Source organism: Sphingomonas echinoides ATCC 14820 (assembly GCF_000241465.1).
Classification (GTDB): Bacteria; Pseudomonadota; Alphaproteobacteria; order Sphingomonadales; family Sphingomonadaceae; genus Sphingomonas; species Sphingomonas echinoides.
Genome location: NZ_JH584235.1, coordinates 23,748 through 46,244, shown reverse-complemented (window position 1 = coordinate 46,244; position 22,497 = coordinate 23,748). Strand labels below are relative to the sequence as shown.

General features: G+C 63.3%; 9 protein-coding genes and 1 pseudogene. 5 read left to right on the top strand and 5 right to left on the bottom strand.

Annotated elements, in window-relative coordinates:
* Position 1 precedes the first annotated feature (1 nt).
* Genes ON00_RS00120 through ON00_RS00110 form a run of 3 tightly spaced genes read right to left on the bottom strand, consistent with a single transcriptional unit; the run spans position 2 to position 5,177 of the window.
* Complete coding sequence (locus ON00_RS00120; RefSeq protein ID WP_010402265.1) at positions 2-1,774, bottom strand: DUF885 domain-containing protein; 1,773 nt, start codon at positions 1,772-1,774, stop codon at positions 2-4.
* Positions 1,775-1,776: 2 nt separating this feature from the next.
* Positions 1,777-2,811, bottom strand: a complete 1,035-nt coding sequence (locus ON00_RS00115; protein WP_010402264.1) for an Ldh family oxidoreductase — start codon at positions 2,809-2,811, stop codon at positions 1,777-1,779.
* Positions 2,808-5,177: a glycoside hydrolase family 127 protein gene (locus ON00_RS00110; RefSeq protein WP_010402263.1), complete on the bottom strand. Its 2,370-nt coding sequence runs from the start codon at positions 5,175-5,177 to the stop codon at positions 2,808-2,810. The genes ON00_RS00115 and ON00_RS00110 overlap by 4 nt, the downstream gene beginning before the upstream one ends.
* Positions 5,178-5,410: 233 nt before the next feature.
* On the opposite strand from ON00_RS00110, the gene ON00_RS00105 reads away from it, so the two are divergent.
* Positions 5,411-7,726 carry a S9 family peptidase gene (locus tag ON00_RS00105; protein WP_211207089.1) on the top strand — a complete coding sequence of 772 codons (2,316 nt, stop codon included), beginning with the start codon at positions 5,411-5,413 and terminating at the stop codon, positions 7,724-7,726.
* Between the two features lie 8 nt (positions 7,727-7,734).
* Positions 7,735-10,467: a DUF5695 domain-containing protein gene (locus tag ON00_RS00100; protein ID WP_010402258.1), complete on the top strand. Its 2,733-nt coding sequence runs from the start codon at positions 7,735-7,737 to the stop codon at positions 10,465-10,467.
* Positions 10,468-10,652: 185 nt separating this feature from the next.
* Here the strand turns inward: ON00_RS00100 and ON00_RS00095 are convergent, their stop codons facing one another.
* Positions 10,653-13,565 carry a TonB-dependent receptor gene (locus ON00_RS00095; protein ID WP_010402255.1) on the bottom strand — a complete coding sequence of 971 codons (2,913 nt, stop codon included), beginning with the start codon at positions 13,563-13,565 and terminating at the stop codon, positions 10,653-10,655.
* Between the two features lie 142 nt (positions 13,566-13,707).
* Positions 13,708-15,279 carry a peptide MFS transporter gene (locus ON00_RS00090; protein ID WP_010402253.1) on the bottom strand — a complete coding sequence of 524 codons (1,572 nt, stop codon included), beginning with the start codon at positions 15,277-15,279 and terminating at the stop codon, positions 13,708-13,710.
* A gap of 273 nt (positions 15,280-15,552) precedes the next feature.
* Here ON00_RS00090 and ON00_RS00085 point away from each other — a divergent pair, with 273 nt between their 5' ends.
* From ON00_RS00085 to ON00_RS21110, 3 genes and pseudogenes are all read left to right on the top strand, one after another.
* On the top strand, positions 15,553-18,495 hold the full coding sequence (locus tag ON00_RS00085) for a TonB-dependent receptor domain-containing protein (protein ID WP_050810880.1): 2,943 nt from the start codon (positions 15,553-15,555) through the stop codon (positions 18,493-18,495).
* 58 nt (positions 18,496-18,553) lie between these two features.
* Positions 18,554-21,013: a beta-galactosidase GalA gene (galA, locus tag ON00_RS00080; protein ID WP_010402248.1), complete on the top strand. Its 2,460-nt coding sequence runs from the start codon at positions 18,554-18,556 to the stop codon at positions 21,011-21,013.
* Positions 20,967-22,430 (top strand): annotated as a pseudogene (locus tag ON00_RS21110) (DPP IV N-terminal domain-containing protein); the annotation flags it as partial. The gene galA and the pseudogene ON00_RS21110, both read left to right, overlap by 47 nt.
* Positions 22,431-22,497 lie beyond the last annotated feature (67 nt).

Here is a 22,497-nt window from a genome sequence, read left to right as displayed (position 1 = left end):
GTCATTCCGTTTCGGGATAGGGGCCTTTGCCGCCATCCTTGATCAGTTGATCGGTCCGCGCGTCGAGCACCGGGAGCGGCACCGAGCCGAGCTCGAGCATCGCGTCGTGCCACGCGCGCACATTGAACTTGGGGCCAAGCGCCTGCTCGGCACGCGCACGCGCTTTGCGAAATGCGAGCTCGCCCATGTAATAGCTCAGCGCTTGCCCCGGCCAGGCGATGTAGCGATCGACCTCGGTTTCGATTTCGTGGTCCGACAGTGCGGTATTGTCGTGCAGGAAGCGCTGCGCACGCTCGCGCGACCAGCCTTGCGTATGGATCCCCGTATCGACGACCAGCCGCGCCGCGCGCCACATCTGGTAGCTGAGCATGCCGAAGCGATCATAGGGATCGTCATACATCCCCATATCGTCACCGAGCTGCTCGCAATACAGCGCCCAGCCCTCGCCATAGGCCGAGAGATAGGCGTCACGGCGGAATTGCGGCGGCCCGGTATTTTCCGCAGCAAGCGGCATCTGCATCGCGTGGCCCGGTGCCGATTCATGCAGCGTGAGCGCGACCATCTGATAATAGGGCCGCGAGGGCAGGTTCCAGGTGTTGACCAGATAGATGCCGGGGCCACCACGGCCGCCGGTGTAGAAGGGCGCGAGGTCGGCCGGCACCGGCTTGATCGCGAAACGGCTGCGCGGCAAATGCCCGAACCAGTCGCTCGCCTTGCCATCGAAGGTCTTGGCGATCCAGGCGGCGCGGTTGAGCAGATCCTGCGCCGTCTTGGGGTAGAAGCGCGGATCGGTGCGGAGATAATGCAGGAAGGCGGGCAGATCGCCATCGAACTTCACCTGGTGCAGCACGTCGAGCATCTGCGCATGGATCTTGGCGACCTCGGCCACCCCAATCGCGTGGATCGCGTCGGGGCTCATGTCGAGCGTCACGAACTCGCGGATTTTCGAGCGATAATAGGCCTTGCCGTCGGGCAGATCATATGCCGCCAGCGTCTTGCGTGCGCCCGGAATATAGTCCGTCCGCAGGAAAGCGAGCAGCTTGGCATGCGCCGGCACCGCTGCCTCGGCGATCGCCGCCGCGCCGTCTTTGCGCAGCGCGGCCTGGGTCGCGGCCGGGATCGACGCAGGGAAGGTCATGAAGGGCGCATAAAGCGGGTTGTCGGCGAGCGACTTGGCTTCGGCGACTTGCGCCACGCCAATGTCGCGGCCCTGCAGCGTCACTTGGGGGGGCGTGAACCCGCGTTTTAGACCCGCTCGCATATTGGCGATCTGCGCGTCGAAATAGCCGGGCAGCTCGCGCAAGGTCGCGATATAGGCGCGATAGTCGGCCTCGTTGTGAAAGCTGCGGCGCGCTGCCTCGGCGACATCGCCCCAGAAACTGGTGTCGGAATTGAGCGGCTTTTCGTAATCGCGATAGGTCTGTTCGGCGAGCAGTGCGTCGATCTGCCCTTTATAGACCGCGTAATCGACCTTTGCCTTTGTCGATAACTGCGCCAACGGGATCGCGGCGAGCAGGCGCTCGGTCTCGGTCCAGCGCGCGAGTTTTGCCGCCTGCGCCTTCGGGCCCACATCGGGCAAATGGGCCTGGGTTTCGGGCGGGCTGTTCTCGTCGGGCCCCTGCATCTTCTGCCGCCAGGCATATTCAGCGGTATAGATCGCTTTCAGCCGATCGTCGGCGGAGACGGCGCGGCCCGCCGTCTTGCGCGGTGCCGCGTCGGCCACCATCGGCATCGTTGTGCCAAGCAGCACGAGGAGTAACCAGCCATGCCGCATCTTCATTCTCCTGCCGCCAGGGCATCGATATCGGCGAGCAACGCCGCCGGAATCTCGACGCCGTGCGCCATGCTCTGCGCGCGCGCTGCGTAGCGGCGTTGCGACGGCAAGCGCGCGCCCTGCCCCTCGATCGCGGCAAACATGCCCTCCGCCCGCGCAAGGTGCGCCTCGACCTGATCGCCGAGAAAGCCAGCCGGGTCGATCGCCACGATCAATTCACCGCCGAGCGGCGATCCACCAGCGCCGCCGTCAGCGGCGAGCGATTCCGCGCTGGTCATGTCGCCGATCAGCGGCCCGGCGATCAGCTCGACCATCGCCGCCAGCGCCGACCCCTTGTGTCCCCCGAAGGTGCGCATCGCGCCAGCGAGCACGGCCTCGGCGTCAGTCGTCGCCTGGCCCGCGGCGTCATATCCCCAATCGTCAGGCACCGGCTTACCGGCGCGACGATGCAGCTCGATTTCGCCGCGCGCGACGGCACTGGTCGCCAGATCAAAGACGAACGGCAGCCGACCCGGTCGCGGCCAGCCAAAAGCGATCGGATTGGTGCCGAATACCGGCTGCGTTCCACCGGCAGGCGCGACCCACGCATGGCTCGGCGTGAAGGCGAGCGCGACCAGGCCCTCGTCGGCCAGCCATTCGACCTCGGGCCAAAGTGCCGCGAAATGCACGACGTGATTAAGCGCGAGCGCGGCAATGCCATAACGCCGTGCCTTTTCGGCGAGCATTGCGCGGCCCGTTTCGAACGCCAATTGCGCAAAACCGCCGCCGCCATCGACCCGCACGAGCGCGCGGGCGGGCTCCGACAGGAGCGGTATCGCGTCGGGCACCACCGTGCCGGCACGGATGCTCTTGGCGGCGACGAGCAGGCGGTACAATCCGTGCGAGGTACAACCGTCCCGCTCCCCCGCCACCATCGTCTCGGCGACCGCGTGCGCATGATCGCCCGACAGCCCGACCTGAAGCAGCACGCGCCGGGCGAGCGCACGGACCTCCGCCAGCGTCATACGCACCGAGACCGGCGCGGTCGCAATGGTCATTTGGCGGTGCCGGGCTTGGCCGTGAACAGCACCACGCCGAACACCGGCCCCGCCGAGCTGCGATCGTGCGGTACGAAGCGAACCTTGAGCTCGCTTTTCTTGTCGGTCAGCGCCGGGGGCAGCGGATATTCGATATCGATGAACTTGCCCGGCACGTCGCCGCTAAGACGTTGCGTCGCGATTTTCACATTATCGACCAGAATGTCGAAGTCACGGCCTCGCTCCTCGCCCCAATAGGTCGCCTGCAGCACGAGCGGCCCGGGCTTTGCCTTCATCGTAAATTCGAAGAAGCCGCCCGAGCGCGCATCGCGCCCGTTGCGGTTGCGATAGCTGGTCGGGAAGGACAGCTCCGAGGTCAGGCCATGATCATGCTCGGGCTGCATCTCGCCGAGATGGACGACGTCGACCGATCGCGCGGCAATGTCCTTGAGCCGTGCTTGCTCGGCAACGAAGGCGGCTTGCTCGGTCTTCCATTCGCCCTCCGAGAAGCGCTTGAAATAGACCGCGCTGCGCCGTTCATATTGCTTGTAGAACGGCACGAAACTGAGGTCACCCGGCCGCACGATGCCACTGGTGGTGTAGCTCGCCGGCGTTGCGCTCGGTCGGAAGCTGGCGAGCAGGTCGGTGCCGACCAGCGCCGGATCGGGCGACGTCCAGTCCCCCTCGGTCGTGCCGAGATCGGCGGCGAGCACCATCGGCCCGCGCAGAATCGCGACGGTCCGGTCGTCGCCCGGCGTCGCCTCGATCCGCAGCTCGAGCGGCAGCGTGATCGCGACGCTATCCCCCGCTTTCCAGCGCCGCTCGACGATCGCATAGCCGCTCGCGAAACTTGGTGTGACCGGCTGGCCGTTGACGCGCACCACCGCTTTGCCCGCAGCCCAGCCGGGCACGCGCAGCGCGATCGCGAAGCGGCCCGGGCGGGCGAGCTGGGTGAGCGTCAGCGTCGAGGTTGGCTCGAACGGATAGCGCGTGTCGAGCGTCAACGTCGCGCCGCGCGCGCGCCACGTCGCGTCGGCGGGGATATAGAGGTTCACCAACAGGGCCCCCTCGCCTTCCCAGAAGATCGACTCGCCATGCTTGGCATGGCTTTCCATGCCGGTTCCGACGCAGCACCAGAAGGCGTCGTCCGCAGACGTCGAATATCCGCGCACCGCCCCGGTCAGCAGCGGCGTCATATAGGTAAAGCCCGCAGTCTTGGGGTCCTGCGCCGCCATCACATGGTTGAGATGCGCGCGCTCGTAATAATCGAACAGTGCGCCGTCGGGCTGCCAGCTATAGAGCTGCCGCGTGAGCTTGAGCATGTTGTAGGTGTTGCAATGCTCGCAGGTCTGTTCGGTAATGTGGCGGCTGATGCTGTCGGGTTCGGAGAAATATTCGCGGTCGGCATTGCCGCCGATCACATAGCTGTGATGTTTCGTCACCGCCTGCCAGAAGAAGCGCGGTGCTGCGGCCTTTGCCGGTTCGCCGGTCAATTCGTGGATCCGCGCCAGGCCAATCAGCTTGGGCACTTGGGTGTTGGCGTGGAAATTGGCGAGCTTGTCCTGCCCTGCGGTCAGCGGATCGAGGACCTTGCGATCGTACAGGCGCTCGGCGATCGCCAGCCACTTGCGATCCTTGGTCCGCGCGAACAGTTCTGCAAAACTCTCGTTGAGCCCGCCATATTCGGTGCCGAGCATGGTTTGCATCTGCGCGTCGTCGAGCGCGGCGAACACCGGCTCGAAATACCCGGCAAAGGCTATCGCGACCGACAGTGCCTTGGCGTTGCCCCAGCTCGCGTGGATGTCGAGCAGCCCGGCAAACAGCTTATGCACCGTATAGAAAGGCGACCAGGCACCGTTGAGATCGAACCCGCCCGAGCGGATATCGCCCTTGATGATCTCCGGAAAGATTTCGATCGCATCGACGACCGTGCCGTCTTTCCGCTTGCGCTGCATCGCACCGATATAGCCGTTGCCGCGCGCCGCCTGCGCGTCCGCCAGCTCATCGACGATATAATCGGCGCGCCGCTTCGCCTGCGCATCGCCGGTCTGTTCGTGCAGCAGCACCAGTGCCGACATATAATGGCCGAGCGTGTGACCGGCGATGGTATCACTCTCCCAGCCGCCATAGACCTCACCCTTGGGCTTGAGCCCGGCATAGGCACGGAAATTGTGCAGCAGCCGATCGGCGCTCAGGCGCAGCAGATAGGCGCGGTTGACCTCGACGGCGGTCGCGTAATCGGATGGGCGCAAGCGCACCGCCGACAAAGGAAGCGGCGTGGCCCGGCGCGGCAAACCCGCGGCGAGGGCAGCAAACCCTGCGGTTGGCCCCGCCAGCAGCGCCAAGGCGCTTGCTCCGGCCATCACTTCGCGACGCGTGCCCTGCATGATCACTCCCTTATAATACGGTATACGATTAAGACCATTTGGAAGGTAAGGTCAATCGCAGAACGCGCGACACCCTTGGCGGATCGGCGGAATGATTCCGATCCCCAGCTTCCGATCATATACCGTATAATATTATTGACGCGCGCGGACATGCCTGCTGTATCGTGCTGCAAAAGGGGATCGCCGTGCCTGCTCTCAGTCTATCATCGCTACGCATTCATCGCCGTCGCATTGTGCACCTAGCGCTGCTGACCGGCGTAGCGCTGGCACCGATCGCGGCTCGCGCAAATCCCGCGCCTTTGCCGACGATAGAGCAGCGCTACCAACTGGCCGACCGCTACCTTGGTGATGCCATGCGCAAGCTGATCGTCGATCAGAATCTCGACGCGCACTTCATCAATAACGGCAATGGCGTGCTGTTCCGGCGCGGCCCGACTGACGCCCGCGATATCCTGTTCCTCGATTTCGCAACGCGCGAGGCACGTACGGTCGTCAACGAGGCCGTGCTGGCGCAGCTTGTTTCCAACGCGACCGGCAAATCGGGCCCACCGAGTGGCCTTTATCTGGACGCGCCGGACTATGACCCGGCGACAGGCGTGCTCAGTTTCGGCGCGTTGGGCAAGCGCTGGACGCTCAAGGATGGCGCGCTGACCGAGGCCGCCAAGGACTCGCCCAAGGGCGACGATGCGGTTTCGCCCGACGGCCGCTTCCGCATCGTGGCCGAGGATCACAACTTGATCGCGGTCGACCTCAAGACCCAACGCCGCGTCGCGCTCACCACCGATGGCACGCGCGACAAACCCTATGGTCGCGGCATCGCCGAACTGGGGGAAATCCTGAAGCAAGGCACCGAAGATCCGGTGCTGCCGGTGTCGGTGCGGTGGTCGCCCGACAGCAAGCGCATCCTCACCTGGCGGCTCGATACGACCGATGTGCAGCGCCTGACGATGACGCAGGAAACGCCGCCGGGGGCCTTTTATCCGCGCAGTTTCTCCTACGTTTACCCGCTCGCGGGCGCGGCGAAATTGCCGCAAGCGAACCGACTGGTGATCGACGTCGAAGATGCGGTGAAGCATCGCAAGGCGAAGATCGTGCCCCTCCAAGTCCCGAGCGAATCGCTGCTCTATCCGGCCGATCCCGATCTGAGCTGGTCGGCGGGCAAGGTCCGCTCGCAATGGGTCGAGCGCGGCTACGGCCAGATCGTCGTCTATATGTCCGACCCGGTCACCGGCGCATCGACGGTCACCGCGCGCGAAGCCATGAAGCCGCTGGTCACCGTGACATCGAGCTTTCTGCAACCAGCCCCCGAATTGGGCGGCGAGCTCGACGTGTCCGAGCGCACCGGATGGGCACAGCTTTACCTGGTACGTCCTGACGATCCCAATGGTGGCATACCCCTGACCAAGGGCAATTGGGAGGTCACGTCGGTCAATTATGTCGATGGCGCGAAGCGCTCGATCCTGCTCACCGGCGTCGGCCGCGAAGCCGACCGCAACCCCTATTATCACGCGCTGTACCGCGTGACGCTCGACGGCAGCCAGCCCGTCCTGCTGACGCCCGAGCCGCTTGAGCATGAGTTGCGCGTCTCCGACGATGGCCGGTTCGTGATCGACGCAATGTCGAGCCCGACCGTCCCGACGCGCACCGTCGTGCGCGACACCAGCGACGGGCACATTCTTTACGAGCTCGGCCATGCCGACGCGTCAGCGCTCATCGCGACCGGTTTCACCATGCCCGAGCCGTTCCGGGGGCTCGCCGCCGACGGCAAAACGCCGCTTTATGGGATGATCTATCGCCCGGCGCATTTCGATCCGACGCGGCGCTATCCGATCATCGACAATGTCTATACCGGCCCGACGATGCACGTCGTGCCGAGCGCGTTCGGCGACGCATTGCTGAACGGCCCCGGCAGCGTCGCGCAACTCGGGGCGATCGTCGTGGTGATCGATGCGACCGGCACGTCACAACGCGGTCAGGCGTTCCGCTTGCCGGCGTACCAAAATCTGGGCGAAGTCGGCCTCGACGATCATATCGCGATGATCCGCCAGATGGCGGCGCGCTATCCCTATATCGATACGACGCGCGTCGGCGTCTATGGCGGCTCGGCCGGCGGCTATGACGCGGCGCGCTTCATCCTCCGGCGGCCCGATTTCTTCAAGGTTGCGGTTTCATCGTCGGGCAATCACGATCTGCGGCTCGACAAAGCCTGGTGGCCCGAAGTGACGATGGGCAATCCTGACCCGGCGGTGTGGGATCGCAACTCCAACATGTCGGTCGCGGGCAACCTCAAGGGCAAATTGTTGCTGATCCACGGCGATATCGACGACAATGTGCCGATCACCGAGAGTTTCCGGCTCGGCAACGCGCTGATCCAGGCGCATCGCAGCTTCGACATGGTCGTGCTGCCCAACACTACGCATCGCGTTTCGCAGCCGTTCTTCTACCGCAAGTTCCGCGACTATTTCGTGCGCAACCTGCTCGACGAAGCGCCGCCTGCCGACGCCGCGTTTGAAGATCCGTCCAAGCCTGCCCCATCGGCCAAACAGTGAGATCCGCAATGCCCCGTTTGCTCAACGTATCGCTGTTGGCGCTTGCCGCATCGATGCCCGTCACGGTCGGCGCACAGGAAGCGCAACCGGCCAAGCCGGTCTATCGACCGATCGCCACAACGGCGTTCCGCGTCGGCAGCTTCCAACTGCTCCTGCGCACCGACACGCAAACGCTGGCTGGCCTATCGCCGCTCGCCGAGCCTGGCTTTGACTTCGTCCCGGGCAAGCGCGAGCCCGAGCGGCAAGGCGATGGCTACAACCATGTCGGCGACATCGACGTGCGGCTGCGCACGCCCGGTGGCGAATGGCGCGATTTCGCCTCCGCGCACCAGCGCAAGGCGATCACGCCCCTGCCCGCGCGCGGCGTAACGCTCGCCGCGGCGGACATCACCGCGTCGATGGGCGACGGCATTCCGCTCCGCGTCGAGCGGCGCTGGGTCACCGTCGGCGGCGCGCCGGTGCTGCGCTTCACGCTGATCAACACGTCGCAGACCCCGGTCGAGATCGGCGTGCTTGGTCTGCCGATGGTGTTCGACAACATCATCGATGACCGCACGCTCGAGCAGGCGCATGCCGAGGCGAGCTTCGTCGACCCCTATATCGGGCGCGATGCGGGGTATCTTCAGGTGACCCGGCTGAGCGGCAAGGGCCCCGCCCTGCTCGTCCTGCCCGAGGGGCATAGCCCGCTCGAAGCCTATGTCCCGCTCCCGCAGGACCGCGCCGCGCCCAAGGGCACGACCTTCACCGAGAAGAGCCAGCGTAGCCAGACCTCGGAAGGGTTTTACGACTGGACGATCGCGTCAAAAGGCTATGCCGACAAGGAATGGAGCAAGGCCGGGCCGCAATGGAACGCGCCCACCAGCATCACGCTCGCCCCCGGCGCACGCCGCGAGGTTGGCGTGCGCTTCGTGCAGTCCCCCGATATTCGCGGCATCGAGACCACGCTCGCCGCGCAGCACCGCCCGGTCGCGGTCGGCATTCCCGGCTATGTCGTGCCGACCGACCTCACCGCCTCGCTCTTCCTGAAATATGACAGCAAGGTCGCCAAGGTCGAATCCTTCCCCGCCGGTGCCCTGATCGCAACGCCGACCGTCGCCGCCAAAGGCTGGGCCCGCTATGACGTGCAGGCGCGCGGCTGGGGTCCGGCACGGCTCAGCATCACCTATGCGGATGGCACGGTGCAGACGGTCAGCTACGACATCACCAAGCCGCTCGATCAGGTGATGGCCGACATCGGCCGCTTCACCACCACCCGGCAATGGTATGACGACAAGAGCGACCCGTTCCACCGCGCGCCCGCGATCCTTTCCTACGACAAGGAAGCGGGCAAGATCCTAACGCAGGAACCGCGCGTGTGGATTTCGGGGATGAGCGACGAGGGCGGCGCTGGCAGCTGGGTCGCGGCGATGATGAAGCAGCTCGACAACCCCGATGCGACCGAGGTCGGCAAGCTCGAGGCGCTAATCGACGAAACCGTCGTCGGCACGTTGCAAATCGCCAGCGGCGACCATGCGGGCGCGGTGAAGAAAAGCATCTTCTATTACGACCCCAAGGAACATCCCGGCTATTACGACCCGACCGAGAACTGGCGCAACTGGACGTCCTGGTCGCACAAGGATGCCGACGATCTCGGTCGTGCGTACAATTATCCGCATGTCGCGATCGGGCATTGGGTGCTCTATCGCCTTGCGCGCAACCATCCGGGCCTGGTCACCGCGCACGACTGGAAATGGTATCTCGATCATGCCTATGGCACCGTCACCGCAATGATGCGCGATGCGCCCTATTACACGCAGTTCGGCCTGATGGAGGGCGACGTGTTCGTCGACATCCTGAAGGACCTCAAGCGCGAGGGGATGACCGCCGAGGCGACCAATATGGAAGCGCTCATGAAAGGCCGCGCCGATCATTGGAAGACGCTGCAATATCCCTTCGGCAGCGAGATGGCGTGGGATTCGACCGGCCAGCCCGAAGTCTATGCCTGGATGCGCTATTTCGGCTATCAGCCGCAGGCCGACACCACGCGCGAGGCAATCCTCGGTTACGATCCGACAATTCCGAGCTGGGGCTATAACGGCAATGCCCGGCGCTATTGGGACTTCCTCTACGGCGGCAAATATCCGCGGATCGAGCGGCAGATCCACCATTATGGCTCGGCGCTCAACGCCGTCCCGCTGTTCGACGCCTATCGCGCCAACCCCGCCGACACCCACCTGCTGCGCGTCGCTTATGGCGGGATGATGGGCGGGATCACCAATATCGATCGCGACGGCTTCGGATCGGCCGCGTTCCATAGCTGGCCCGACCGGATGGCGTGGGACCCTTATACCGGCGATTACGGCATGGGCTTTTTCGGCCACGCTTATGCCGCCGCGACCTATCTGGTCGAGGATCCGACCTTTGGCTGGCTGGCTTATGGCGGCAATCTCACCAAGGCGGCGGACTCGGTCAGCGTCGTGCCCAAGGACGGTGCCCGCGCACGTCTGTTCGTCGCGCCTGCGGGGACGTGGATCACGCTTGAGGCCGGCAAGATCGCCAGCGCCGCCTACGCCCCGGCCACTGGCAGGATCACGCTGACGCTCGACCCGGCGACCGCAACCACGCCCGCAGCCCGTCTGTTCATCGAGACCACGACCAAGACGGGGCCGCGCTATTCCGCCGCCACCGAGACCGTCGAACGCGGCGCGCGGACGATCCCCCTGTCCTCCCGTACGACGACGATCGTCCTAACGCCGCGCTGATCGTCGGCCACTTCCCCCGCCAGTGCCGGGGCCGAAAGGCCTCGGCACCTTTTTACAAAGTCCCACGCACAAAAAGGGGTGCGGCGAAGTTTCGCCGCACCCTTTTGTTGTTCCGACCGATCTAAGTACCCCATGTCCGGTAGAGCTACCCCGGACGCACCGGGGTAGCGATGCGAACGCCGCTCTTAGAAACGGAAGCGCGCACTAGCCTGGATCGTGCGTGCCTGAACGCGGACGCCCACCGGGAGCGCGTCATAAGCACCAAAATACGAGTCGGCATTGTCGTGCAGCAAGTTGGTTGCTTCAACACTGAACGTCACGAACTTCAACGGCGTGTAATTTACAGCCGCATCAAGCCTCGACGTCTGCTTGGTATAGACCGAATATCCCGGGTTCACATAGTCGATCGCAGTCTTGTACTTGGACCGATAGTTATATGCGATCCTTGCGCTGAAGACCGGCGTATCATAGATCAACGCCACGTTCCCCGAATATTTTGACGTGTACGGCGCATCATACAGCCCCTGCGTGTCCAGATTCGTATCTGCATAAGCGAGCTGCAGCGACGCCGTCGGAATATAGGTGAAGTTGGCATTGATTCCGAAATGCTTCGCGAAGCCAGGCAGGAAGTCGAAGAAGGTGTTCACCTGCCCCTCGAGCCCAAAAATCTTGCCTGGACCCGCATTGCGCGGCTTCCCAACGATATACAGGCCGTCGGCGGCTTTTGGATTGGGGGCAAGCCCCACTACCGCCTCGCGCATCTCGGTATAATAGATGAAGCCGGTCTGGTTTTTCAGGAAGGTTCCGAGCGAAACCAGGCCGCCCTTCCCCCAATAATATTCAAGCGAGGCGTCATAGTTGTTTTCCTGGGTGGGCTTCAGGTCTGGATTGCCCGCATATACCCGGCCCGACGTCGATGCGTCGAGGATATTGACTGCGGAGCGCATGTCATAAAATTGCGGACGCGAGACGTTATGGGTGTAGGAAAGGCGCAACTGTACCTTTGGCGCGAAATGCAGAATCGCGGTCGCACTGGGCAATAGGTCAACGTAATTTACCTTGCTGCCCGTGGGAATGTAGGCAACTCCCTTTCCATAATCGGGCGTGCCGTTGGGCAAGAAGGCGTTCCAGGCATAGCGTGAGCTCACCGCCGTACCCCAGGTGTTGACGTAGCGCAGGCCGATCGTTCCATCCACCGGAATTGCCGCCTTAAACCCATAGTTCAGCGCTCCATAGCCCGCGAAGGTGCGCTCATGCTCCTTAAAGCTCTCGCCGGGATCGGTGGTCGCTGGCTCGGAAAGCGTCCAATCGCGGCCGGTGAGGTCGGCACCATGCCCGATCAGATAGTTTCGCATCGCCGCGAAATTGTCGAACAAGCTGGCACCGCCAAGATGATACCAGGTCGGTGCCCCTGCAATATCCGGCGTGGTTGAGGCAACGCCGATACCGGTTGCGGCACCTACCGCGTTCATTGTCGGCGCGGTCGCTGTGGTGAAATAGAAGGCATCGCGATAACCGTAGTCACGCGAGATGGTGTGCTTGGTAAAGCGTGTCCCGAACTGCACCGAGCGTAGCAGGCCCGTCGCGCTGGTCTGTACGGTGAAATCGAGATTGGTTGCAAACAGCGTGTCATTGTTGGTGCCGCGCTGATCGTGAATCTGATAAAGCTTGTAATTGGCTGGATTGCCGATGTCGGTGTTGGGGTAGGTGACGAATGGACCACCGCCGGGAACATTGGGTGAATTAAAGTCGACATTGATTACATTTCCACCGGTCAGCCGGTACTGACTCTGGACATAATATTGGCTGTAGTCGGACCAGTTATACTGCGTGCCGAAATTGATCTGCACCTTGTCCGAATGCCAGTGCGTCTCGAAATTGGCGTTATAGGTGTCGCTTGTTGTGTTCTGATAGATGTTGAGCGGGCCACCCTGGACGCCTTCGGCACCGTTATTGGTGATCGTCACCGAACGGATCGTCCCGTCAGGATTGACGACGAGATTGCTGTAAGCCCCTTGATCGCTATTGGTCTGGATCCGCAGATTGTTACGTTCGTCGTCCGAACGAACACCGAGGTACGAGCCTTCAAGCACGAAATCGAGATGCTCGTTCGCACGCCACTGCCACGACGCATTGAGCGATGGGCGCTTGATCGAGCCCGATTCCACCCCGTAATTGATAGCGTAGGGGATAATGGTGTTCTGCAGCGCGACCGGCAGCCGCGCGTTGGACTGGCTCCCGGTGAAGAAACCGATCTGCTGCGGCGATTCGCTAACGACATAATTTTCGAAGTAATTATTCTTGGTGTATGAACCGTTTACCAGCACGCCCATCTCGCCGATCGGCGTATCGAAACGCTCGGCGAGCAGCACGCTGGCATAGGGGCTCTTGGTATTACCAAGGTCGGAAAAGGTTTCGCGAAAACTCCCCGCAACTGTCAGCCCCTTTTTGAGATCGAGCGGCCGACGCAACTCAACGTTGACCGTGCCGGCGATACCGCCTTCGACCTGGTCCGCGCTGCGGGTTTTGTAGACCTGCACCGACTTCAGCAACTCAGCGGGGATGTCGGCGAGATTGAGAGAACGCGAGCCAGCGCTCGTCGCCTCATTGCCATTGATGGTCGTCTGTACGTCGCTCAGGCCGCGGATCGTAACACCCGAGCCCTCGCCATGCGACCGGTCGATCTGAACGCCAGTCACGCGCGCAAGCGCTTCCGGTACGTTGTTGTCGGGCAGCTTGCCGGCATCCTCGGCATCGACCGAATCGACGATCTGCTTTGAGTTGCGCTTGCGATCGCGCGCCGACTTCAAGCTGGCGCGCAGGCCGACGACGACGATGTCGTTGCCGCCTTCGCCTTTATAGGTTGCCGAATCGGCACCTGCCGCAACGGCTTGCTGCACCGCTTTGCCGCGGCGGCGCGCGGCCTCGCGTTCTGCGCGCGCTTTGCGCCGAGCGGCGATCCGCTCGGCCTTGCTAAGCGGCGCGGCCGACGCGGAGTCTTGCGCGACCGCCGAAGGTGCGATCGCGGCGGCAGCAGCCACGGGACACGTGACCGATAGCGCCGACATGCAGCAGGTGAGCGTTAAAACTACTTTCATTCGCATGCCGATTTTCCCCTCAAAGTCCTTCGCCTGGCCCTTTCGCCACACGTCCCATGACAGAGTTATTACATACGATATAAAGTATACAAATCGAAATCTGCGGAGTGTGCTGCTACGCTACGGCCATGCTTTTTTTGGCCTAAATCGCCACGTCGTCCCCCGAGTCCGACGTGTTCGCGATCGTGTCGAGGTGCATCAGCCGCACGACCAATGGGCTGAGCGCGACGACGCCGAGACCGACGACCATCGAAAACCCACCGATCCTCGTATAGACAGTCAGGATCGTGTCCGGCCCCGCGCCTGCGGCCCCGGTGGTTTGGGCGATCAAGGCCGCGATGAAATTCCCCGCTGCCGTCGACAGGAACCACGTTCCCATCATCAAGCCCGTCATCCGCGTAACGGACAATCGGGTCATCGACGACAGGCCGATCGGCGAGAAGCACAATTCGCCCATCGCATGGAACAGATAGACCAGCACGATGAACAGCGCGGGGGTCAGCGCACCGCGAGGTGCCGCGCCGGCAACCAGCACCAGGAAACCGAGCCCGACCAGGATCAGCCCGAGCCCAAACTTAAGCGGCACGTTGGGCTCGAGCCGCCGCCGCGCCAACATGCCCCACCCCCATCCAAACAGCGGCGCGAGCACGATGATGAAAGCGGAGTTGATCGACTGAAAGACCGTCGCCGGAATTTGATAGCCGAACAGCATCCGATCGACGCGCTCATCGGTGAAGACGTTGAGCGAGGATCCGGCCTGTTCGAACAACGCCCAGAAGAGCGGGCTCAGCGCGACGAGAAACAGCGCGGCAAAAACGCGATCGCGCTCGACCCGTGGCAAGGTGAACACCGATCGCCAGACGATATAGCCAACCGTCAGCACCGCAAAGCCAATCAGCAGAATCCCGACAGCTCCTTGTGAGCGGATCAGCCACCACACGACGCCGACCGCAGCGATACCGCCAAGATAGATCAGCGGTTCGTGCGAAAGCCCGGCGAACACGGGCGGGCCGCGCAGCGCGCGCGGCGGCCGGCCGGTGTCGCGAAGATCCTTTTCGAACAGCACGAACGCGACAAGCCCGAGCAACATCCCGATGCCCGCCGCACCGAAACCATAACTCCAGCCGACCGTCTCGCCTAGGATCCCGATCACGATCGGCCCGATCCACGCGCCGAGGTTGATGCCCATATAGAAGATCGAGAAAGCGCCGTCGCGGCGCCGATCTCCACGCGCATACAGCCCACCAACCAGAACCGACACATTCGCCTTGAGAAAGCCCGTTCCGACCACGATGGCGGCGAGCCCCAGATAGAAACCGTTCAGATACAAGCCCTGCGCTCCGACCGGCCCTTCAAGCAGCGCGATCAGCAAGTGCCCGGTCACAATGAAAACGCCCCCCGCGAGCACCGCTTTGCGCGCACCGAGATAGCGATCGGCCAGATAGCCGCCGATGACCGGGGTTATGTAGACCAGCGAGGTGTACGCACCATAGACGGCGTAGGAATGATCCTTCGCGAACAGAAAGTGTTTGGTCAGATAAAAGATCAGGATGGCCCGCATGCCGTAATAGGAAAAGCGTTCCCACATTTCGGCGAAAAACAGGACATAGAGGCCATGCGGATGACTGAGCAGTGTCCTGGCGTCGGCAGGCGTCTTCGACACTCCAAAACGGCCGGTGTCATCGGTCGAGGGGCGATTGCCGACAGACGTCATGCCCGACAACCGCCATCGAATGTCGGGCAGCGTTCGGGGGCTCGCTCGGCGCATCGCTCGCTCTTTCGCGCATTCTCAACCATCACACCCTCCGCAACATCCTAACCTTCACCCTAGGGTATACGGTATTTTATATGCAATCTTTTAACGTGCGGCGTCAGACCCTTGCGAAATGTACAGACTTTTGAATACCGAATATCGTATATTATATTTGACATACCCCCGCGAGCGTGGTGCATTCGCCTGAAGGCAAAGGGCCAATCAGGGGTATTTATGACAATTCGCAACTCCCACCGGGGAGCAGCGCTCGCTGCATCGGTCTCCGCATTGCTGTCGACCAGCGCTTATGCGCAAATCGCCGCTGCGCCGACCACGGCGGAGCAGACCGTCGCCACGCCGGAAAGCAGTGACATCGTGGTCACCGGCACCCGCATCAAACGCCGCGACTTGGCCAGCAACAGCCCGCTGACAATGGTCGGGGAAGCCGAAATCCGCTATCAGGGCGCAACCAGCGTCGAAAGCGTGCTCAACAAACTTCCGCAATTCACCGCCGATGCGAACGAGAACGTCTCGAACGGGTCCGACGGCACGTCGAACATCAATTTGCGCAACCTCGGGTCCGGCCGGGTGCTGATCCTGCTGAACGGCCAGAGGATGCTGCCGCAGCAAGCGATCGACGTGAATTTCGTACCATCGTCGCTGGTGCAACGCATCGACGTGGTCACCGGGGGTGCCTCCGCAGTCTACGGGTCGGACGCTTTATCGGGCGTGGTCAATTTCGTCTTGCGCGACAATCTCGACGGGGTTCGGATCGACGCGCAAAGCAGCTTCAACCAACATGACAACGGCAATGGCTATCTTCATGGCCTGGTCAACACCAAGGGCTATCCGCAAGCGCCCGGCACCGTGTTCGACGGCGGCAAGACCGACATCAATGCGAGCTTCGGCAAGAATTTCGCGGACGGGCGCGGCAACATCACCGTTTATGGCGGCTATCGCACGTCGCAGCCGGTAACCCAGGATTCACGAGACGTTTCGGCATGCGCGCTCGACCCCGTGGATGATGCGGGCACCAACCTGAAGTGCGGTGGTTCCAGCAACAACGCCTACGGCCTGTTCACATTGCTGACCGGTCCGAACAAGGGCAAGACGCTCGATAATACCAAGGACGGTAAACACACTTGGGTGCCGTACGATTCGAGCTTTGCGTACAATTACTCGCCGACCAATTATTTCCAGCGCTCCGACACACGCTACACTGCGGGCGCTTTCGCCAAATTTAAGCTGAGCACGCTTGCCGAAGTCTATGGCAGCTTCATGTATATGAAAGACCGTACCTTTTCACAGGCGGCACCGTCCGCGCTGTTCCAGGGCACGACCTTTACAATTCCCTGCAACAATCCCTTCCTGTCGGCGAGCCAGGCGACCACCTTGTGCGGTGCCGCCGCTGGCACCGCGCAGACCCAGGACACGTTTATCGGCCTGCGCCTCACCACCCCGCGCCGCGACGATCTACGGCATGAGGATTTCCGCTATACCGCAGGTGTGCGCGGCAGTTTCGCGAAGGGCTTCAGCTACGACGTCAACTATCTGCGGTCGCTGGTGCGGTACAATGAGACCTATATGAACAATGTCGACAACGTGAAGGCGCAGCGCGCGCTCAACGCTGTCAACGTCAACGGCACCCCCACCTGCCAGTCGGTGATCGACGGAACGGACAAGAGCTGCCTGCCGATTGACGTGTTCGCCGCTGGTGCGATCAGCGCCACCGCGCTGCCATATCTCTTTTCGAACAGCTCGACGCAGAGCCGCAACACGCAGACGGTTTTCTCGGGCACGATCAACGGAGACCTCGGGCAATATGGCATTCAGATCCCATGGGCGGATCACGGCATCGGCATAGCGCTGGGTGCCGAGCATCGCCGCGAGACGCTGAGCGCCAGCGGCGACGCGATTGCGATCCAGAACGGCTATGTCGGCTCCGACGGCACGATCACCGTGACCGAAGGCTATGGCGAGCTGGAGATACCGATCCTGTCCAACCTGCCCTTCGCCAAGGCGCTGACGATCAACGGCGGTGCGCGCTATTCGACCTACCATAACCAACAGGATTCGACTGGCTTCAAATCCGATTTTCACGCGCTGACGTACAAAGGCGAACTGTCCTGGGCGCCGAGCAGCGACCTGCGACTGCGCGCAAGCTACAACCATGCCTTCCGGGCGCCCAACATCAGCGAACTGTTCGGTGCGGTCAGCCTTGGCAACGTGACCGCGACCGATCCGTGCGCCGGTTCCAGCCCGGCAGCATCGCTCACGGTCTGCCAGCGCACCGGCGTGACTGCGGCGCAATATGGCAACATTCCCGAATGCCCGGCAGGCGTCTGCGTTCAGCAATATGGCGGCAACCGCGATGTGAAACCCGAGCAGGCCGACACCTACACAATCGGTCTCGTGCTGACCCCGCGGATGCTGCGCAACTTCACGCTGTCGCTTGATTATTTCAACATCAAGGTGACCGATTACATCAGCACGATCTCGCCTTCGCTGACGATCAGCCAATGCGCCTCGACCGGCGACCCTTATTATTGCGGGCTGTTCCACCGCGATCCGCGCAGCGGCGTGCTGTTCGGCAATAACGGCTATGTCGTCGGCACCACGATCAATACCGGCTCGCTCCAGACGTCGGGCCTCGACATCACGAGCAGCTACACGCTCGACCTCAACCGTTTCGGGAAGGTCAATGTCGATCTCGTCGGCACCTTCCTGCTCGACCTTTCGACCGAGCCGCTGCCAGGGCTCGGGACCTACAATTGCAAGGGCCTGTACGGCTATACCTGCGGCGAGCCGTCGCCGACGTGGCGCCATCAGTTGCGCACCACCTGGATGATCCCAGGGAAGGAGAAGGCCACGTTGTCGCTCGCATGGCGCTATCTCGACAGCGTGAAGCTTTCTAGCTTGTCGGACAATGCATTCCTGAATGGCCAGGGCAGCGTCATCAACAGCAAGATCCCGGCGTACAGCTATTTCGATCTTGCGACGACGGTCAACTTCACCAAGGGGCTGACGCTCCGCGCGGGCGTCAACAACCTGCTCGACAAGGACCCGCCCGCCATCGCGCAGGGAATCCTGGCGAGCTTCGGCAATGGCAATACCTATCCCGGCGTCTATGATCCGCTCGGACGGACGATTTTCGTCGGGGCGACCGTCGCCTTCTGAACCTCTCCGGCGGCGCTCCCCGACAGGAAGCGTCGCCGACACTGTTAAAGGATTCTCCATGCCCCGCCCGTCGCGCCGCGATCTCCTCAAGACCGCCGGCGCGGCGGGCGGGCTTGTGCTTGCGCCCGCGCTTCGCGCGGCAGGGGGGCCGACTACCAGCGACAGTCCGCGTGCGATCGTGTCGCTCGATCGCGGCTGGCGCTTCGCGCTGGGGCATGCGGCGGATCCAGCGAAGGATTTCGGTTTCGGTACTGGCCACGACACCTATGGCAAATCCGGCGATGTCGGGACACCGGTTGCCGAGGCCAAGTTCGACGACAGCGGCTGGCACGCGGTCGATCTGCCGCATGATTGGGCGGTTGATCTCCCCTTCGAACGGTTCGGGGCACCCGATTCAGAGGCTGACCGTAGCGGTGCGTTTCAGGGATTCAAACCGCTCGGCCGGATGTGGCCCGCGACGAGCGTGGGCTGGTATCGCCGCGCGATCCCGATCACGGCGGAGGACGCGGGCAAACGCCTGTCGCTCGAATTTGACGGCGTTGCGCGCAATTGCCTCGTGATCTTCAACGGCTTCGTCGTCGGATCGAACGAAAGTGGCTATGCGCCCTTCCGCATCGACATCACCGATTTCGCCAAACCCGGCGAGGAGAATCTCCTCGTCCTCCGCTGCGACGTCAGCCTTGGCGAAGCGTGGTCGTACGAAGGTGCCGGACTCTATCGCCACGTCCGACTGGTCAAGACCGCGCCGACACATATCCGGCAATGGGGTGCCACGGTCCGCTGCGAGGTGCGCACCGACGGGGCGATCATCCGGATCGAGACCGAAATCGACAATGACGGCCCCGCCGCCACCGCACGCCTGCGTTCGCGCGTGACGGGGCCTGATGGGCGGATCGTCGCCGAATTGCTGTCTGATCCACTCGCGCTGCCGGACTGGGGCCGGACCAGCGTCGCGCAGGAGGCGCGGCTGTCCGATCCAGCCTTATGGTCGCTCGACACGCCGCAGCTCTACGCTCTTGCGAGCGAGATCATCATCGCCGACGTCGCCGTCGATCGCACGGTCAGCCGCTTCGGCATCCGCACGATCCGCTTCGATCCCGATCACGGCTTTTTCCTCAACGGCCTGCCGGTGAAGATCAAGGGCACGTGCAACCACCAGGATCATGCCGGCGTAGGCTTCGCGGTGCCCGACAGCCTCCACGTCTGGCGGCTCGAGCGGTTGAAGGCGATGGGTGCCAACGCCTATCGCTCGACGCACCATTCGCCCTCCCCCGCGATCCTCGATGCGTGCGACGCGATGGGGATTCTCGTGATGGACGAGACCCGCCAGATGTCGAGCAACCCCGAAGCGATGAGCCAGCTCGACCGGATCGTCCGCCAAGGGCGCAACCATCCGAGCATCATCCTGTGGAGCCTCGGCAACGAGGAAATCCACCGCGGCACGCCGACGGGGGCGCGAATCGCGGCGACGATGAAGCGCCGGATCTACGAACTCGACGGCACACGCCCCGTCACCGAAGCGTTCAACGGCAAGTTCGGCGAGGGCGCGTCGCCCGTGCTCGACGTGATGGGCTGCAATTACTATCTCGACGCGATCGATCCCTATCACGTTGCGCACCCGACGATGCCCATGATCGGCACCGAAACGGGCAGCACGGTGATGACTCGCGGCGAGTATAAGCGCGACGATGCCGCCGGGATCGTGCCCGCTTACGATACCGACTTCCCCAAATGGGCGACCACCGCCGAGACATGGTGGAGCTTCTACGATGCTCGCCCTTTCCTTGCCGGCGGGTTCGTGTGGACCGGGTTCGACTATCGCGGCGAGCCGACGCCGTTCGAGCGCTGGCCCGAAAACGCCTCGAATTTCGGACAGATGGACAGCTGCGGCTTCCCGAAGGACAATTATCATTATTACCGCGCCTGGTGGGGATCGAGGCCAGCGCTGCACCTGTTCCCGCACTGGAACTGGCCGGGGCGCGAGGGGCAGGAGATCGCGATCTGGGTCCATAGCAATTGCGACGCGGTCGAACTGTTCCTCAACGGCCGCAGCCTCGGCCGCCAGAGCGTGACGCGCAATCGCCACCTCGCCTGGCAGGTACCCTATATCCCCGGGCGGATCGAGGCACACGGCTTCGCGCGCGGCCGCCATATCCTGACCGAAGTGCGCGAGACGACCGGCACGCCGCAACGCATCGGGCTGACCAGCGACCGCCACAGCTTGGCGCCCGGCGAGGTCGCGGTGGTGCGCGCCGCCATCCTCGATGCGAAGCGGCGCGAGGTGCCGACCGCCAGCAACCGCATGACCTTCACGCTCGACGGTGACGCTAAATTGCTCGGCGTCGGCAATGGCGACCCGCGCTGCCTCGAACCCGACCATGCCAGCGTGCGCTCGGCCTTCAACGGCCTGTGCATGGCGATCGTCCAAACCGGTGAGCGCGGCGGCGCGATCCGCCTCGTCGCCACGGGTGATGGCCTCGATGCCGCGATGCTGCCGCTCCTCGCGACACGCGCTTGACGCGTTGCGCTCCTACCGCACGCTCCTTTCCATCGACCGAGACCCTCCGATGATCCCACCCCGCGCCAAGGCCTTCGTCCTCGCCATCGCTGCCCTGTGCCTGCCGACCAAGCTGCTCGCCGCGCCCGACGCGGCAACGTTCACCCGCTCGATCGGTCTGCGCGAGCAATGGCAATATCTCACGCGCGACGTGGTATGGTCGGCCCACTGGACGGCGGATGGCAGCCATTTCTTCTACCGCAAGACGGTCGAGGGCGGCTTCGCCTTCGAAACGGTCGACCGTCGAACGCTCGCCAAAGCGCCGGCGTTCGATCAGGCGAAGGTGGCGCGCGCGCTCGGCGCGGCGCTCGGGCATCCGGTCGCGCCGCTGCGGTTGCCGTTTGCGGCGTTCGACTATGATGCGGACGGTACCGCGATCCGGTTCCAGCTCGACGAAACCGCCTGGTCCTGCGCGCTCGACGGACACGCCTGCGCCGTCGTCGCCGATCCGCGCCGTCCGCGCGGCTTCGGTGTCGTCCGAGATCTGTCGGTCCCCGCCGACAACCGGCCCGCGCTCTCGCCCGACGGCACATGGGAAGCGTTGGTCGAGGACAACCAACTCGTGTTGCGCAAGCCGGGCGGCAAGGACGCGATCCGCCTGAGCCGCGACGGATCGGCCGGTGACTTCTATGATCCCGAAACGCTGGTCTGGTCGCCCGACAGCCGCCACATCCTGTTGTACCGTGTCCGCCCCGGCTATGCGCGCCAGGTGCTGCGTGTGGAGGCAGCACCGGCGGGGCGGCTGCAGCCAACGCTGCGCACGCAGCTTTACCCCAAGCCCGGCGATGCGATCGACCAGGAGCAGCCCGTGCTGTTCGACCTCGCGGCACGGCGCGAGACGGTGATCGACGCCGCCCTCTTCCCCAACCCCTATCAACTCTCGCAACCGCGCTGGCGCGCCGACGGGCGCAGCGTCGAGTTCGATTATATCCGGCGCGGCTTCCAGCAGGCGCGCGTGATCGCGGTCGATGCAGAGACGGGCAAGGCGCACGCCGCGGTCACCGAAAACGCCGCGACCTTCGTCTATGCCGATCGTCGCTTCGCCCATGCGGTGCACGGGCTCGGCGACGAAATCGTGTGAGCGTCGGAGCGCGATGGCTGGAACCAGCTCTATCTGATCGACGGCCACACCGGCGCTGTGAAAAATCGCATCACGCACGGCAATTGGGTCGTGCGCGAAGTGGTCAAGGTGGACGATGACAAGCGCCAGATCTGGTTCGCCGCAAGCGGCATGAACCCGGGCGAAGACCCGTATTTCCGGCACTATTACCGCATCGATTTCGACGGCCGCCACCTGACGTTGCTCACCTCGGCGACAGCCGATCACGACGTCGCTTTCTCGCCCGACATGACGCTGTTCGTCGACACCTATTCGCGGGTCGACTTGCCCACGATCAGCGAGTTGCACCGCGCGGACGACGGCACCCTGGTGGCGAGGATCACCA

Coding starts and splice junctions, on each gene's coding strand:
- ON00_RS00120 (WP_010402265.1), bottom strand. CDS start 1,774: ATGCGGCATGGCTGGTTACTCCTCGTGCTGCTTGGCACAACGATGCCG.
- ON00_RS00115 (WP_010402264.1), bottom strand. CDS start 2,811: ATGACCATTGCGACCGCGCCGGTCTCGGTGCGTATGACGCTGGCGGAG.
- ON00_RS00110 (WP_010402263.1), bottom strand. CDS start 5,177: ATGCAGGGCACGCGTCGCGAAGTGATGGCCGGAGCAAGCGCCTTGGCG.
- ON00_RS00100 (WP_010402258.1), top strand. CDS start 7,735: ATGCCCCGTTTGCTCAACGTATCGCTGTTGGCGCTTGCCGCATCGATG.
- ON00_RS00095 (WP_010402255.1), bottom strand. CDS start 13,565: ATGAAAGTAGTTTTAACGCTCACCTGCTGCATGTCGGCGCTATCGGTC.
- ON00_RS00090 (WP_010402253.1), bottom strand. CDS start 15,279: ATGACGTCTGTCGGCAATCGCCCCTCGACCGATGACACCGGCCGTTTT.
- ON00_RS00085 (WP_050810880.1), top strand. CDS start 15,553: ATGACAATTCGCAACTCCCACCGGGGAGCAGCGCTCGCTGCATCGGTC.
- galA (WP_010402248.1), top strand. CDS start 18,554: ATGCCCCGCCCGTCGCGCCGCGATCTCCTCAAGACCGCCGGCGCGGCG.